Raw genomic sequence first — 15,776 nt, forward strand, 5'->3', positions numbered from 1 at the left:
TACAATCAGACATTTAGAATATACCAAATACTATGTTCGTTTTAATTTAACCACCACACGCTTGTTTTTCACATTTTTTACTTGTTCATTTTGAAACCTTAATGTGTCAAGTTGATCATTAGGGATCAAATCCTTTAAGACTTTATAATTGGACTGAATGTTAAGCTGATTGCCTTGACTCTTTTTTACTTCAAAAAAATACTCGCCAAAATCACTTTTAAAATCTATACCACTATTTTCTATACCCAAGACTTCAATATCACAAGGAAATTGTAAATTGAATATATAAAAGTCAGAATAACTATAGTCTAAGTAATAACTAAGTTTTGAATCATCGGGACTGTTCTCGAGCTGATTATGTTGTATCAATTTATCAATAGAGACATTGACGAGACTATCGTTAATAAAGGTGATGGCATTATTTATAGTCCCTTCAGCACTCATGGCATAGGCAAATGGTTTGTTATAACTCTGTACTCTACTTGTTACAGTATCTATCTGCAAGGTATTATCGTCTCCCTCATACTCCCACAGTGCATCGTAAAAGCGACTCATGTCTTCATTCCGATTAAGCATATCGAAAAAGGCCCTTAACTCTGTAGACGCTCCCCCAGAAACTTTAAATCGATATCTAAAAGAGGTTTTCTTTTCTTCAATATCTACTTTCGCAAAAACCGTTTGATTAATGTAATTGTAATTAGAGTTCATTTTAGGTAAATTAACCACTTCCATTTTAACAGAATCTACCTGCGCCAATTTAAGATCTCTATCTATAAACCTGTCCCTTTTTCTACGCTTTTTATCTTTCGAAAACGGTTTAACCAAAATAGCATCTGTAGCATATAGTGTTGTTGGGATTTCATCGATGAGGTATTTATAAAACTCTTCATGAGGATATAAGAACTTAATATGCCCTTTTTCATTTTCGAAAGCAAAGAATATATGATCAAATTCACCCTTTCTAATAAAATGGGTGTCTATAGGGCCAAGACGCCTTTCCCTGCCAAACACGGCCCAATAATCAATATCCAAATCCTCCAATAGTTGTCGATAAAACCTTCTAATACTCAAAGGATCAAATCTTTTTTCTTTTAAAAAATACCCACTGGATTTTATGAGTTCATCTTCTCGAACAGGTCCCATGTCACAGGTGTTTAGCACTTCTTCGTACAGCAAGTTAAACTTATAGTACTTGGAACTATCCTTGGCTGTTCCGATAACCTTACGTTTCCATCTTTTATAATATGACGACCTTTCATAATCCAGAGCTATGGGCTGAGTAAGGAAATTAAACTCCTGATTGTAAACATCTTTCCATGTTCTTAATTCATTATCCCTATTCTCTAGGGCATAGTATATGTATGGTTTTTCGCAGGGCAGACAATTATACTCATTCTGTATAATTCCCTTTATACTATCCATCGAAAATTGCAAATAGACCATAGAATCATTGGCGATAACTTTTGGCTCGGGAAAATTATTATATGATTTGTAACGCACCACCAATTCTTGACCCGTTTTTACTGTGTATTGTGAATTAAAACTAGGTAAGTCAGAATATAAGTCAACATAGTCTAATAATTCTAGTTCCCTTAAACTTTCGTAATAAACATAATCTGTTTCGATAGTATCGCCAGGCTCCACTGCCGGAATGGGATAACTTATAGCACCAAATTTTTTATCTTTTGAACTTCGTTTAAAGACCAAATTAGAATCTAACTCAATGACAGTGCCATCCGCCTTTAAAGTCCTTATTTTAATGCTTTCTAAATGATTGCTCAAATACTCATTTAAGTTTAAAAAGGCATAATCTTCAACTCCCTTCGCTGTATTCACCACCAATTTGTTATTCACATTTACATAGCGTTTATAATCCAGCCAATTTTTAGAGTACGTCACATCAATGTAAGAATGTAAATAATAGGCATCTGCATTTTTGCAAAGTGTTAAAAACGGATCTTCCTTGTTCCTCCCTGGGGTACTAATACTATAAAGAAGTACGCTGATGCATATAAGGACTAAGCTAGCCCTTCTGTTTTTTGAAAACAATAGGTTCATTAATAATATGCTTAAATGATTTTAATATATCATTAGTTGTAATGATATTTTTTTTATCTATAAATATATGATCAAAAACAAAATCATAATTACACTCAATTTCCAAGTCTGATATTGCTCTAGCAATAACATGCAAGGCTACTCCCTCACCTTCATGATTATGCTCAACAGTTTTAAAATTGTCTATAGGCGTCTTCATTCTAATTCTCGCACGCACCTTTTTAGAAAAGGGATACCTTAAATACGTGCCTTCTATCAATGTTTCTCTACTTTCAGTCTCCATAAGTCTTGGTAAAAAATCGATAAATAAATACTGATTTGGACCATCACCAAAAGTCTTACCATTAATAGAAATATTACCTTTGAAATTAAGTTCTTTTGACTGGTTATCGACCACTAAATCTGATATAGACTGATTCCCAAGCACTTCTTCAAAATAGGTGTTTCCAAATTTGTTAAACCATTCTTGATGCTCACTTTTGAGAATTCGTCTCAAATAATTACTCGATATCCCTTTGTAACTAACATTAAAGTCACCTGATATAACATTCACATTGGCATCCAATTCTAAATTTAACTCATAATAAATTTCATTTTGATGAGGGCCAAACGGTTTTACCTTATGAAAAACACCTCCATCAGAATTCACAATTAGGATGGTACGATCTTGCAAGCTTTGCACAGGTGTTCCCTCCACATGAATAGAGTCCGTAGGATCCAATAATACTTTTTTTTCATTGACATAGGCCACACATATCACATGATTGGCGGAACTCAGTGACGGAAAATCGCAATCACTAATATGATCGAAAGTAGCGGCTAGGGCAATATCAGATTCAATACCTTTATACCTTAAGGCCTCAGACAAAAAATTAGAAAGATCCTTACAATCCCCTTGTTTGTTCAAATAAACCTCATCTGTATGTGAAGGAATAAAGGCTCCCATACCAATTTCAATGGCTACGTATTTGAAATTCTCTCTTACATAGTCATAGAGTATACTAATAATTTTTGATGGATCATTAATATTAGTGGTGAGCTGATCTATTTTTTGCTTGACAGAGGTATTCAGTCCTTTTTTTGGAATTGTGTTATTAAAGTACCAATCGTTCATGTATTGAGTAGGCCGATTTTTGTATGCGCTTGGCACTACCAATGTTCGCATTAATGGTACTTTCATATTTTTAAAAATTCCGAAAAACTGCAGCGGATCCGGTTCTACTTTTTTTGGTATAACCTTAATATTCCATACGGCATTATTCCCAATTTTTGTAGAGTCTATTTGATAAAACGCTAGTGAATCTCTATCAATCGTATTATGAGTCAGGTCAAACGTGCTTGGCACTTCTATTCGATATCGTAAGGTGTCTATTTGGTCATAAGAAAAGAACGGTAACTTTGCGAAATACATTAATTCTTTACAGGACACTAAATAGCTAAGCTTTATCTCTTTTTCGGCAGGAATCAAAATAGATTTTATCTTCTTGCTTGTTATATAATCTAACTCTACATCCTCCTCCTTAATATGCTTTAGCGGTAGATTCTTCAAACGTCTTCCCTTGATTTCAGAGAGTTGAATACCCGATATTTCTTCTAATTCGGTATCATAAAAAATTGGATATACACGAGGGATATCACTTTTATTGAATACGATCGATACTTTGTTTACAAAAGAAGAGTCCTGTATAACCTTAATGCTTTCAGATCGTGATTTTAAATGAATATTTTGGGCTAATCCTACTGAACAGAAAAAAGAAGCTAAACATAAAGCTAATACTTTAAAGATATTATTTATGGTATGGGACAAATTATAGAAAGCTATTATTAGTACACTGCAATATAATTTTTTAATTAATAATTATTCTATCTAATCTAAGTTTTATCTGAAGATACTGGGTTCATTGTGTTACTTAATCATTAACTACTTATGCCTATATCACTTTGCCTATTCTATATCTTTCTCGGTGGATTACCAATTAATCTAATATTTGATTTTACGCTTTTTGTAACTACCGTTCCTGCTCCAATATAAGATTTTTCCCCTATTGTAATACCCCCAATTATGATAGCGTTATTACCAATAACTGTTTTCGACTCTATGATTGGTGCAGATTCTTTTATACCGGCCATATTATTTTTGTAACTATGCACCAACTGCCCATGAGAAGTTACAAAATCTCGAATTATACTATGATTACATATAAAACCATAAAGCCTGCAGTTATTACCGATTAGCACATTTGTATTAATTTGAGTATTAGACAAAACATAAGTATTATTGCCTATTTTACAATTTTCCCTCACCACTACGTTATGGCCACAATCGAAGTTATTGCCAATATTAGTGTTACTATATATTACGGTTCCGGATCTAATTATTGAATTTGAACCTATTTGAGTTTTCGTCTTATTATAACTTTTATCTTTTTTATAATTTATTTGACCAATAATTACATTGTCCTCTATAATTGTGTTAGCTCCTATAAATACGTCACCTATTAATGTTGCTTTTGTTGAAATATTAGCTGTGTCATCAATTGGCCTAGAGCTTTTCAATTTATTCGCAACATTTTTCATTTCTAATTTGGAATTCTCAATTAGTTTATAAAAAAGCTCTTGAGATAAAACATTGTTTGATTTTATGGTGTCATTTCTAAATCTAGGAATTATATGGACATGTAAATGTTCTACAGTTTGTCCTGCTTCTTCTCCATGATTTAAAACCAAATTATAATCATTTATAATTATTTTTTTTTCTATTAGTCTTTTAATCGCAGTTTTTATACAAAACATTAAATCAGATAATTCTGTATTGCTTAAATCAGTTATTGACGAAACATGTTTTTTGGGAATCACAAGACTCTGTCCTTCATGGATTCTATGTTTTGAAATAAAAGCTATTGAATGAGCTGTTTCAATATAACTTCTGACTGTAAGATCTTGATTACAAAAAGGACAATTCACTATTAGTAACTGTAGTTATATGATTCATGAAAATTCCTCTCTCCAATCCAATCTAATAATTCAATTTTGGATTCTCCAATTACCCTTCCATTATTATCAAGCTTAATGGAGCCTTTAATTATTAGTCCAAATTTTTTGTCATTGTTTAAGGATTTAATGACTTTTTTTATTGTAACATTTGGAATTTTTGTTAGGGCTTCTGCAGCAAATAGCACGCCAAATGTACTATATCCAGAAATAATCATTAGCAATCCTCCATTGTCTCTCTTTTCACATATGATGCAACCAAAATCACTAATTTGAGAAAAGTTTTCATTCGTAGTACAGTTATACTCGTAAAGAGTTTCTTTATTGACAGAACTTCTTTTCTCAATCAACCCCTTTTTCGAACTACTAAAATATAAAGGAGAGCCTATGTCACCTATCAAATACTCAGTGGTTTTATTCCATTTTGGACCACCAATTGATACAATAATATCATTATTGCTATTTTTATATGGTTTATAATCCGAATACCAATTAGGTTTAATATTTGACCAAATGGAAAATTTTGAATATATCTCTAAGATTGCATTAGTATCACCATACTCGAAACTTGTAGAAGGTAATTCCTCTAAAATTGGTGATGTATAGCTTACTGAATTGTGTGTATTCCCATAGCACAAGATCAGAGGCGCACTTTTTTTAATAGACAAAAAACTAAGGAATTTATCTTGTCTTTTAAATTTATTTCTAAAATAAAAGTATAATGAAGTTAAAGTGACCCAAATAACTGCGGAAATTAAATTATATATTATTGAGTTGATTTCAACATTGTTCATATTTTTTTAGCTTTAATTATTGTATAATGGATGTAGCCTTTAGTATTTAATTTACAATCCATCTTCAGTTTTTCTAAGCCTTCGGCAAAAGAGGATTCAGGTATTTTGTGCAAAGCAGAAAAGACCTTGTGTTTACAGGCTAAATAAAACTTCTCATCAACAAGATATTCCTCACGTATATTATAAATAGTGACATCTTTAAGATTTGATTTTAACATAGAGTTATTCAAGCTATTGATTGTTGGTGTAATATTTGTTTCAATATTTACTGTTTCAGGAAAATAAAAACCAAATGTATTTTTTGAATAATCATCTTTAGAATGAGTTGCTGTGTATATAGCACCTTCCGTTTTTAATAATCTATAAACATTATCAAAGAACTTCTGAATATCGTCTACGCAATGAATAAAATTGATATTATAAACAAACTTCATCGAAGCATCCTTAAAGGGAATTTCAGTATTGACATCTTCATTTTTGACAATAAAGTTGAATTTACTTTTCGCGGAATTAAGCATTTTTTCATTAGAATCCATGCCAATTACTTTTCCGTCTTTATTTCTTGAAATGTTATCTGTATAGTTTCCAGTACCGCAACCTACTTCCAGAATATCCCCATCTATTTGAATATTGGATATCTCTTCATTTATATCACTTATCAACTTCTTAAATGTATATCTATATTTATCATAATAAGCCGCAACTTTACTGTATATATTGGAATCAAGTCTAGAGCCTTTACTGGACTTTCTAAAATTAATCAGCAGTTCCATTTCACGCTTTTCCGTTTTCATTAAATTTTCCATCTCTGATTTTGTCCCATTATATTCATCGCAAACAAATTCTAGGTTGTAATCATCATATATATGATTAAAGATATATTTAACTCGTTCTTCATGAAATTTTGATGTAACTATAAATATAGTTTTTGGTCGATACTCTTTAATAGTTTTATATGATAAATGAGCATCTTCAATGGTATCTTTACTAGATATTTTGGCTAGTATGAGATTTTCATCCCCTCCAATGGATTTTAAATATTTATTTGCATAATAATAGTATGGTTTATCTGTATTATTAAAATGACTTCCAAAACCCCCAGTTAAAATAATCTTAGCATTTTCAAGTGTTTTTGATAGTTCATAACCAACTTTTAATCTTCCTTTACCAATTGGAGATACTTCGCCAAAATCATCATTTGTAGAACCTAAAATTATTATTATTTCGTCAACCATTTAAAATTGAAGTATTACCAAATCTAATTAAACATAAATGTACTGATAAGTATTATTTAATTGAATTTATGATTCAATACTGAAACAAGTTCGGTACATATAGGCATAGTCAATTTAATAAAAAAAATACATTCTCAGGTGCATTCTTCTTAAGAATATTTGTACCTTAAAGATTTAGAATTTTTCTAAACGCAATATCGAGCGTAGAGATTATAAATGGGCAATTCAGAGGACGGCAGCTCTAATGACTGTTATTATTAGTTCAACAAGGTTTACTACTTAGAGATTCTCCTTAGCCATTAAAATGAGTCTATTTGCTTTATACTTTGTTACATTACCTTAGTTCCAAGTCACATTCTCACTTTTGGTAATCAATTGCCTCAACACCTCTAAATCGATATCTGCTAGTTTATTCACATACAAACAGCCCTTTCCCCATTTACATTTACCTAACCTAGAGGTCAGTTCCTTTTCTGTGCTGATATCAAAAGTCAAGTAAATGGTCATTTTAGCTTTTCGCGGAGCAAAGCCCACATTAAACCATTCAAATTCCTCTTTGCCATTTTTACGCTTGTATTTGTATTTGCCAAAACCGATGATAAAGTAATCACCCCAGATTTTGGGCTCATGCCCTGTAATCTCAGACATTATCTTAATTAAGGTTTTACTATCCTCTCGTTTAGTGTCGTTTTCGATACGGTCTATATACTCAGAGACACTCTTATCGGTTTCTTGGGTGGCTAGTCCCGCCATGATGTTTGATTTATATTTTCTTAAAGATAGAACTTTATAATGAGGTTGAGATATTTGAGGTCATAGCTATAAACCTATTAACTGTATTTTTGCACTAAAATTCATTAAACATTGAAACTTAAGACCACAGAACTTAAAAGCTTTTTAAACGAAAAGGTCGCCCTTTATAATCATCCCAAGTTTATTGAGAGCGATCCCATACAGGTACCACATCGATTTTCGAAAAAGGAAGATATCGAGATCGCTGGTTTTCTCACGGCGACCATCGCTTGGGGCAATCGGAAGAGCATCATTAACAATGCCAACCGTATGATGGAACTACTCGACCACTCCCCTTTTGAGTTTGTGACACAACACCAAAAATCCGATTTGGAACGCTTACAATCCTTTGTACATCGTACGTTTAATGGTCAAGATTTTGTACAGTTTATCAAAAGTCTACAACATATTTATAAGGTTCATGGTGGACTGGAAATACTGTTTGCTAAGCATGTGGAGACCACATCCCTACAACAAAGTATCCATGAATTTAAAACCGTATTTTTTGAGATGCCACATTTAGAACGAACCAAAAAACATGTGAGTGATCCTTTAAAAAATTCGGCAGCTAAGCGTATTAATATGTATTTGCGTTGGATGGTGCGCCGTGATAATGCCGGAGTGGATTTTGGCATTTGGAGAAGCCTTAGCCCTTCTCAGTTGAGTTGCCCACTGGATGTACATTCTGGTAATGTGGCTCGCAAACTAGGTCTTTTAAGACGTCAGCAAAATGATGGTAAAGCACTAATTGAATTAGACCACAACCTAAGGCAACTCGACCCTAAGGATCCTGTAAAATATGACTTTGCCCTATTTGGTTTAGGCGTTTTTGAAGGTTTCTGATTTTTATATTTTCTGTTATAACTTTCGTTATCAATATGAGGTTATTTTTATTTTATTATGGGTGAAATCATTGGCGAGTTAATTGTCTTTACGTTTTTAAACTTTATAGGAGGTTCCATACGGTGGTTTTTTGCAACATTATGGAAACTGGTTTTTAACAAACCTAAACGACCGTTCAAAGACTATATTTACGATTCCGATAATGACTCATTAACATACGATGGTGCACATGGTTGCTTTAACATAGTCCTAGGAATAGCCTTCGTCGTTTTGATAGTCATCATAATTTCTAATATTTAAAAAGGCTCCCAGATGGAAGCCCATAAATTATGTGATGTCTCACATAAAGTTCGACATGACAACATTTGTCATTTCGAGTGAAACGAGAAATCACATAATTCTTTTTATGCTGCTAATGTGATGTCTTACAACTTGTATTGAGCATACTTTAGTCAATAGTCAGTTAGCAAGCAGATCACCGAAATTTTAGAAAGGCACTAACCTTTTAACCAAGCGTCTCTAACCGCTTGTTGCGCTTCACTTGCATTTTCATCTTCCACTAAAGTTTCACTTTTAGCAGTGGCCTTTTCTAGTGTACCACTTAAAGTCATGGCTTCTCCATTACGCTCTATGTCCAAGCTATAGTCTTGCCCTGGTTGCCATCCAAACATACCTCCTATGACTTGCTGAGCGTTTTGTAAGCTCAATTCGGCTCCATTGACTTTTTTTATCACATCACCAGCTTGCACACCTTGCGATGCCCAGAACGAGTTCTTTAAAGCCATTGGGGAAAAGAAAATCGTCCCTTTTTCTTGGTCGGCGTCAAAAATAATATTCTGCCCGCCAGCAAAAATATAATTAGTCGGCACTTCAGATTGCCCCATAGTCAATCCAACAATTTCAAAAAATTCATTGTAGTTGATCGGTACATCGCCTTCAACATGGGTCTTTAAAAACTCCCCTACACTCGGATAGGTCATGGCTGTAATCTCTGCGATAAGATTATCATCTACGAAGGGTTTCTCTCGCCCATATTTGGCCGATAATTCTTTCATTAGAGATAGCATGCTTCGATTTCCGCCACTCTCTTTGCGCATTAAAATATCGAGACACATATTAATCAGTGCACCTTTCATATACACGTTATAGTAATTAGAGGCATAGGGCTCTTTCAATACATTCTCACTCATAACGGTGAAACTCATAGCATCGTCTAAGTTTTGGGACGTGCCAATTTTAGTCATAATCGTATTGTAAAAATCCGCAGGCTCTACCAATCCTTGATAAACTTGAAAGTGCTGCGCAAAATATTCAGTCGTACCTTCATACATCCATAAATGTTTCGAAAACGTTGGTTTATAGTAGTCAAAGTAGTGTACATCTTCTGAGTGAACAGACAATGGTGTTACAATATGAAAGAATTCGTGCGCAACCACATCTATAATGGCACTCGCCAAACCTTCCTTACTCGAAGATTCTGGTAAAACAACAACAGTCGATGTATGGTGCTCTAGGGCTCCCATGCCTTTTGGTGCCGTATCGGAGCCGTCAGACAGATATAAATAAATATCATAACGCGCCGTACTGTTAATATCTCCTAAATAGGCCTTTTGGGCTTGCATCATTTTATAAACGGTCTCCTTTTGGCTTGCGGCCGTATGGACCTTATTTGGTGAATATACGCTTAAAACTATTTTAATATCGCCTACCATGAATTCTTCCACATCGAGTTCCCCATACATCATAGGATTGTCAGTGATGTCAAAATAACGCTCCCCAAAATACTTACTTCTCACAGACTTGCCGTCTGGACTAGATTCGGTGCCTCGATCTGGCAAGGCCGAAGTTCTAACAAACGTCGCAGGCGATATGACATCTAAGGCATATTGATTGCTTTTCAAAGAATCAAAATATCCTATAAAGCCATGAAGGTTTAGTACATAGTTATCTTCTTCAATATTCGTACCTGCAGGAGAAAACGGATTTTCACCACCAATACCACCACTCGATTCTATATCGAAGGTATCATTGACGTAATAAGTGAGCTTATCTAATTTTGTAGCATCAGAAATGGTCCATGAATTGGTGTCAATTTTTACGACTTCTAATGCATTGCCATCATAGTCCAATGCTTTTAAATCATCGACATACTTTCCAAAATCACTCACCGAATAGGTCCCTTGTACCACTCTTGGCAATCTATAGGTTACTGTTTCTGAAGTAATACGACCTGGATCAATGGTCACTGGCACCTTGTCGTCAACCACTGCCGTTAAATCTAAAGTCGTCTGTATGGGATTGTTTACTGCTAAATCATCAACCTTTGGCCTTGCTGAACCGCAGCCCATTAAAATTGCACACAAGCCAAGAATGGCTACATAATTCTTCATTCTAATTTTATTTTCGTTAGGAGACGCACAAAACTACAATCTGTTACCGCTTTAACTCTAAAGGTTTTGTTAAATTCGTAGCATGCCACAGCCTGTAGTCAGCATCTTAGTACCGTTTAAAAACACAGAAGCCTTTATAACCGACTGTATGAGGTCAATCCTTAGTCAGACCTACAACCATTGGGAAGCTATTTTTATAGATGATCATTCTAATGATTTATCCGTTTCTATTGTTGAAAAATTCTCCAAAAACGACCATCGCATCAAATGCTTTAAAAATGAAGGAACTGGCATTATCGAAGCCTTAAGGACGGCTTTTAAGCATTCAACTGGTGATTACATTACACGAATGGATAGTGATGATATAATGACACCAAATCGTCTTGAAGTCATGCTCAGTAATCTCTTAAAACACGGTAAACAGCATTTAGCAATTGGCCAAGTGAAATACTTTAGAGACGATGGCATTAGCGATGGTTATGCACGTTACCAGCGTTGGATTAACCAACTCACGGAGAACGGAAGCAACTATTCAGAGATCTATAAAGAGTGTGTCGTTCCCTCTCCATGCTGGATGTTGCATCGCGACGATTTTATAGCTTGCGAAGGTTTTGAGCCCAATCGCTATCCCGAGGATTACGATTTGACCTTTAGATTTTATAGAGCTGGTTATACCTGTATCCCATGTAACAAAGTACTACTCCATTGGCGCGATTATAGCACGCGAACTTCTAGAACCCACGAGCATTACGCCATTAACTACTTTCTGGACATAAAAGTTCATTATTTTTTAGAGTTGGATTACGACAGTCATAGGCCCTTAACAATTTGGGGAGCTGGTCATAAAGGTAAAACAGTAGCAAAATTATTGATTGACGAGCAAATTCCATTTTATTGGATTTGTGATAATCCTAAGAAAATTGGTAAAGACATCTATGGTCAAAAGCTCTTAAATTTTAATTACCTGCAGCAACTCCATCTTCCACAAACCATTGTAACCGTTGCCAATGACAATGAGCAAAAAGACATTGTGGCCTACTTTGAACAACAGAAAATGCTCTCCATGACCGATTATTTTTTCTTTTGTTAAAATTCTCAAAAGCACAATACCTTTATCTTTTTTCATTTTCTATATTTGAATTCTAATAATCCTATAGCACAGGAATGCAGTTTAAACATCCCGAATTACTTTACGCTTTATTTTTACTGGTCGTTCCTATCCTTATTCATTTATTTCAATTGCGTCGTTTCCAGAAGGTGCAGTTTACCAACGTTAAATTTCTAAAAGCCGTAAAGTTGCAAACACGTAAGAGTTCGCAATTAAAGAAATGGCTTACCTTGACAGCGCGCTTATTGCTTTTGACTTGCGCTATCATTGCGTTTGCACAACCCTTTATTCCGAATACTGATGACTTTAACGACACTCAGGAGACCGTGATCTACTTGGATAACTCCTACAGTATGCAGGCGAAAGGTAGAAATGGAACCCTATTAAATGAGGCTATACAAGACATCATAAACACCTTGCCTGAAGACGAGCCCATAAGTCTATTTACTAATGACCAAACCTTTAGGAATACAACGGTCAAAGCCTTAAAAAATGACCTGATTCAATTAGGGCACTCATCGGCACAACTCAATTATGATGCCTTATACTTAAAGGGTAAGCAATTGTTTTCTAATAACCTTACTTCAAATAAGAATTTAGTCTTGGTGTCTGACTTTCAACAAAAAGCAAATCCCATCTCCTTTGAAGTTGACAGTACGATAAACATAAAATTAGTCCAGCCAAAGTCGACGGTATTAAGCAATGTAAGCATTGATAGTGTATATATTTCTAATACCTCGGCCGAGACATTAGACCTCAGTGTAAAGCTTTCCAATCAGGGAGAAGCTCTAGAAAATGTAACAGTCTCCCTGTTCAACGATGATGCCTTATTAGCGAAGAGTGCCGTCGATATCGATGGTGAAGCTGAAACGCTTTTTACCATTTCTAATACTATGGTCGTCAATGGTCGATTAGTGGTTGAAGATTTAGGCTTACAGTACGATAATACCTTTTATTTTAATATAAACTCCAAACCGAAGATCAAGGTTTTGGTCATCAATGAATCCGCAGAAGATCGTTTCTTAAATCGCATTTATACCGATGATGAATTCGCCTACCAATCTTATGATCTTAATGCGCTTAACTTTAACCTCATTCCTGATCAAAATTTAATCATTCTGAATGAGATAGAGATTATTTCTGAAGCGCTAAGAACGGCTTTAAACACTTATATAGAAGATGGCGGGTCTATATTAATTATTCCATCAAGTGGCATCAATTTGACTTCTTATAATCAATTATTTAAAGATCAAAACATACCCTTGTTTCAAACGCTTAATAACAATGAAAAGCGAATTACAACGATTAACTATAACCATCCACTTTTGGCCAATGCCTTTTATTCGAAAGTGACTAATTTCCAGTATCCCAAAGTAGACCAAGCTTATCAGTTATCTTCTAATTCTAACAATGTCTTGTCTTATAACGATGGTAGCAGTTTTTTGGTAGGTAATTCTGGCGTATATGTTTTTTCCTCAGCGCTAAATGAAGCGAATTCCAACTTCAAGAATTCGCCTTTAATCGTACCTGTACTATATAATATGGGAAAACAAAGTCTCAAATTACCTCAACTCTATTATACCATTGGCCAACCTAATACAATTGCCATTAACGCCGTATTAGGGCAGGATGATATTTTGACTTTGAGCTCAGGCGAGACTTCGGTGATTCCACTTCAAAAAACGTATAGTAAAACCGTAATTTTAGAGACAGAGGATTATCCTAATACCGCAGGCATACTTAATGTCAAAAACAAAGCACAAACGTTGCAGAATTTAAGCTTTAATTATGGCCGAAATGAAAGTAAGCTCAACTACTATGATTTGCAGACTATTGGCGATGTAACGTTTAACAATAGCTTGGCGTCCACTATCGACGCTATAAAAAGTAGTGCAAGTATTAATGCACTATGGAAATGGTTTGTTATTTTTGCCTTAGTATTTTTAATCATAGAAATACTTCTACTAAAATATCTTAAATGAACGTATTAGTAAAATCTGCTACTATTGTTGATCCCAAAAGTGATTTTCACAACGAAACGGTAGATATTTTAATTGAAAAGGGGCGTATCTCTAAGATATCTAAGCGTATTTCCAACCCCAACAATTACAGAGAAATAAAGTGTGACAATCTTCATATATCACAGGGTTGGTTCGACAGTAGTGTATCTTTTGGAGAACCTGGCTATGAAGAACGGGAAACCATTGACAATGGTTTAAAAACAGCGGCACAATCTGGATTTACAGCTGTTGCCTTAAATGCGAATTCGAACCCTGTTATAGACAGTTATGCAGATATTACCTTTGTGAAGTCTAAGGCGCAAGGTAAAGCGACTAGCCTCTATCCTATTGGCGCTTTAACAAAGTCTAGTAATAGTACGGATTTAGCGGAACTTTATGATATGAAAAATGCGGGTGCCATAGCATTTTACGATTATCAAAAGCCTATTGCCAATCCTAACCTTCTTAAAATTGCATTGCAATACGCGAGTAATTTTGAAGGCTTGGTGTACTCGTTTCCACAAGAATCAAAAATTTCGGGTTTAGGAGTGGCCAACGAACATATCAATAGTACCCGATTGGGATTAAAAGGAAATCCAGCTTTGGCAGAAGCGCTTCAAGTGTCCAGAGATTTATTCTTATTGGAATATACCGAAGGTAAACTGCACATACCGACTATTTCCACGGCAAAATCCGTAGAATTAATCAGAGCGGCAAAAGCTAGAAAGCTCGATGTGACTTGCAGCGTCGCCATACATAATTTGGTGCTTACAGATGATTGCTTAGACGGCTTCGACACCAGGTATAAGGTGTTACCGCCTTTGCGTACACAAAATGATTGTGACGCCCTTATTGAAGGGCTCAAAGACGGTACGATCGACATGATTACTACAGATCACAATCCTATTGATATTGAAGACAAAAAGGTTGAATTCGATTATGCTAAATATGGTACTATTGGTTTGGAATCGGCCTTTGGAGCCTTGCAAACAGTGTTTACAACTAAGAAAACCATCCATCTCCTAACACAGGGAAAATCTAGATTTGGAATCAGCAGCTCAGCCATTAGTGTTGGAGCGCTTGCCGATTTGAGTCTATTTAATCCTGATGCAACCTATCAATTTGATAAATCGAATATTACGTCAAGATCCAAAAACTCGGCATTTTTAGGCCTGGAGCTCAAAGGAAAAGTATACGGGGTCATTGCCAATAACAAAATTGTTTTAAAATAATGGATCAAAATACAATTAACGAAGGAAAAACATTAGGATTTGTAGCCTATTTGACCTTGTTTGGTACGTTAATCGCCTTCTATATGAATCAAGAACATAAGAATTCTTTTACCTCTTTTCATGTAAGGCAAGCCCTTGGCTTAGGTTTACTTTACATTACAATTGCTTTTTTAATCAGTAGTTTTGACGATATGAATATTAGCATGGCCTTCTGGGTGTTCTTCTCCGTCTTATATCTTTATGGATTGTTTGGAGCTATTACTGGAAAAACGTATAAAATTCCTTTGCTCGGTAACCTCTTTCAGAACTTGTTTAAATCCATAGGTCAATAAT

At 34.7% G+C, this 15,776-nt stretch carries 12 protein-coding genes; 5 read left to right on the forward strand and 7 right to left on the reverse strand.

The annotated features are described in order from the left end of the window. Positions 1–30 precede the first annotated feature (30 nt). From ACO052_RS14925 to ACO052_RS14950, 6 genes are all read right to left on the reverse strand, one after another. Entirely contained in the window at positions 31–2,058 is a 2,028-nt protein-coding gene (locus tag ACO052_RS14925; protein ID WP_422104584.1) for a DUF3857 domain-containing protein, read from the reverse strand. Continuing rightward, positions 2,024–3,865, reverse strand: coding sequence for a transglutaminase-like domain-containing protein (locus ACO052_RS14930; RefSeq protein WP_422104585.1), 1,842 nt, complete (start codon positions 3,863–3,865; stop codon positions 2,024–2,026). Before ACO052_RS14930 ends, ACO052_RS14925 begins: the two co-directional genes overlap by 35 nt. A 143-nt stretch (positions 3,866–4,008) precedes the next feature. After that, positions 4,009–5,022 (reverse strand): HIT domain-containing protein, encoded by a 1,014-nt coding sequence (locus ACO052_RS14935; protein WP_422104586.1) that lies wholly within the window; start codon positions 5,020–5,022, stop codon positions 4,009–4,011. Positions 5,023–5,024: 2 nt separating this feature from the next. Next, on the reverse strand, positions 5,025–5,843 hold the full coding sequence (locus ACO052_RS14940; RefSeq protein ID WP_422104587.1) for a hypothetical protein: 819 nt from the start codon (positions 5,841–5,843) through the stop codon (positions 5,025–5,027). Further along, on the reverse strand, positions 5,840–7,078 hold the full coding sequence (locus ACO052_RS14945; protein ID WP_422104588.1) for a methyltransferase domain-containing protein: 1,239 nt from the start codon (positions 7,076–7,078) through the stop codon (positions 5,840–5,842). The genes ACO052_RS14940 and ACO052_RS14945 overlap by 4 nt, the downstream gene beginning before the upstream one ends. Positions 7,079–7,417: 339 nt before the next feature. Continuing rightward, the gene (locus ACO052_RS14950; protein WP_422104589.1) at positions 7,418–7,831 is read right to left on the reverse strand and encodes a DUF1801 domain-containing protein; all 414 of its coding nucleotides are present in this window, start codon (positions 7,829–7,831) and stop codon (positions 7,418–7,420) included. Between the two features lie 111 nt (positions 7,832–7,942). Here ACO052_RS14950 and ACO052_RS14955 point away from each other — a divergent pair, with 111 nt between their 5' ends. Then, entirely contained in the window at positions 7,943–8,713 is a 771-nt protein-coding gene (locus ACO052_RS14955; protein ID WP_422104590.1) for a TIGR02757 family protein, read from the forward strand. A 497-nt stretch (positions 8,714–9,210) separates the two neighbouring features. Here ACO052_RS14955 and ACO052_RS14960 read toward each other — a convergent pair whose 3' ends face one another. Continuing rightward, positions 9,211–11,103 carry a peptidase M61 gene (locus tag ACO052_RS14960; protein WP_422104591.1) on the reverse strand — a complete coding sequence of 631 codons (1,893 nt, stop codon included), beginning with the start codon at positions 11,101–11,103 and terminating at the stop codon, positions 9,211–9,213. 82 nt (positions 11,104–11,185) lie between these two features. On the opposite strand from ACO052_RS14960, the gene ACO052_RS14965 reads away from it, so the two are divergent. From ACO052_RS14965 to ACO052_RS14980, 4 genes are all read left to right on the forward strand, one after another. Then, entirely contained in the window at positions 11,186–12,193 is a 1,008-nt protein-coding gene (locus tag ACO052_RS14965) for a glycosyltransferase family 2 protein (RefSeq protein ID WP_422104592.1), read from the forward strand. A 74-nt stretch (positions 12,194–12,267) separates the two neighbouring features. Continuing rightward, the gene (locus ACO052_RS14970; protein ID WP_422104593.1) at positions 12,268–14,193 is read left to right on the forward strand and encodes a BatA domain-containing protein; all 1,926 of its coding nucleotides are present in this window, start codon (positions 12,268–12,270) and stop codon (positions 14,191–14,193) included. Beyond that, entirely contained in the window at positions 14,190–15,443 is a 1,254-nt protein-coding gene (locus tag ACO052_RS14975) for a dihydroorotase (protein ID WP_422104594.1), read from the forward strand. The genes ACO052_RS14970 and ACO052_RS14975 overlap by 4 nt, the downstream gene beginning before the upstream one ends. Further along, a complete protein-coding gene (locus ACO052_RS14980) occupies positions 15,443–15,775 on the forward strand; it encodes a hypothetical protein (protein ID WP_422104595.1) in 333 nt (110 codons plus the stop codon). Before ACO052_RS14975 ends, ACO052_RS14980 begins: the two co-directional genes overlap by 1 nt. Position 15,776: the final 1 nt, after the last annotated feature.

The sequence above is a fragment of the Winogradskyella sp. genome (assembly GCF_965228925.1).
In the GTDB taxonomy this organism is placed as follows: Bacteria; Bacteroidota; Bacteroidia; order Flavobacteriales; family Flavobacteriaceae; genus Winogradskyella.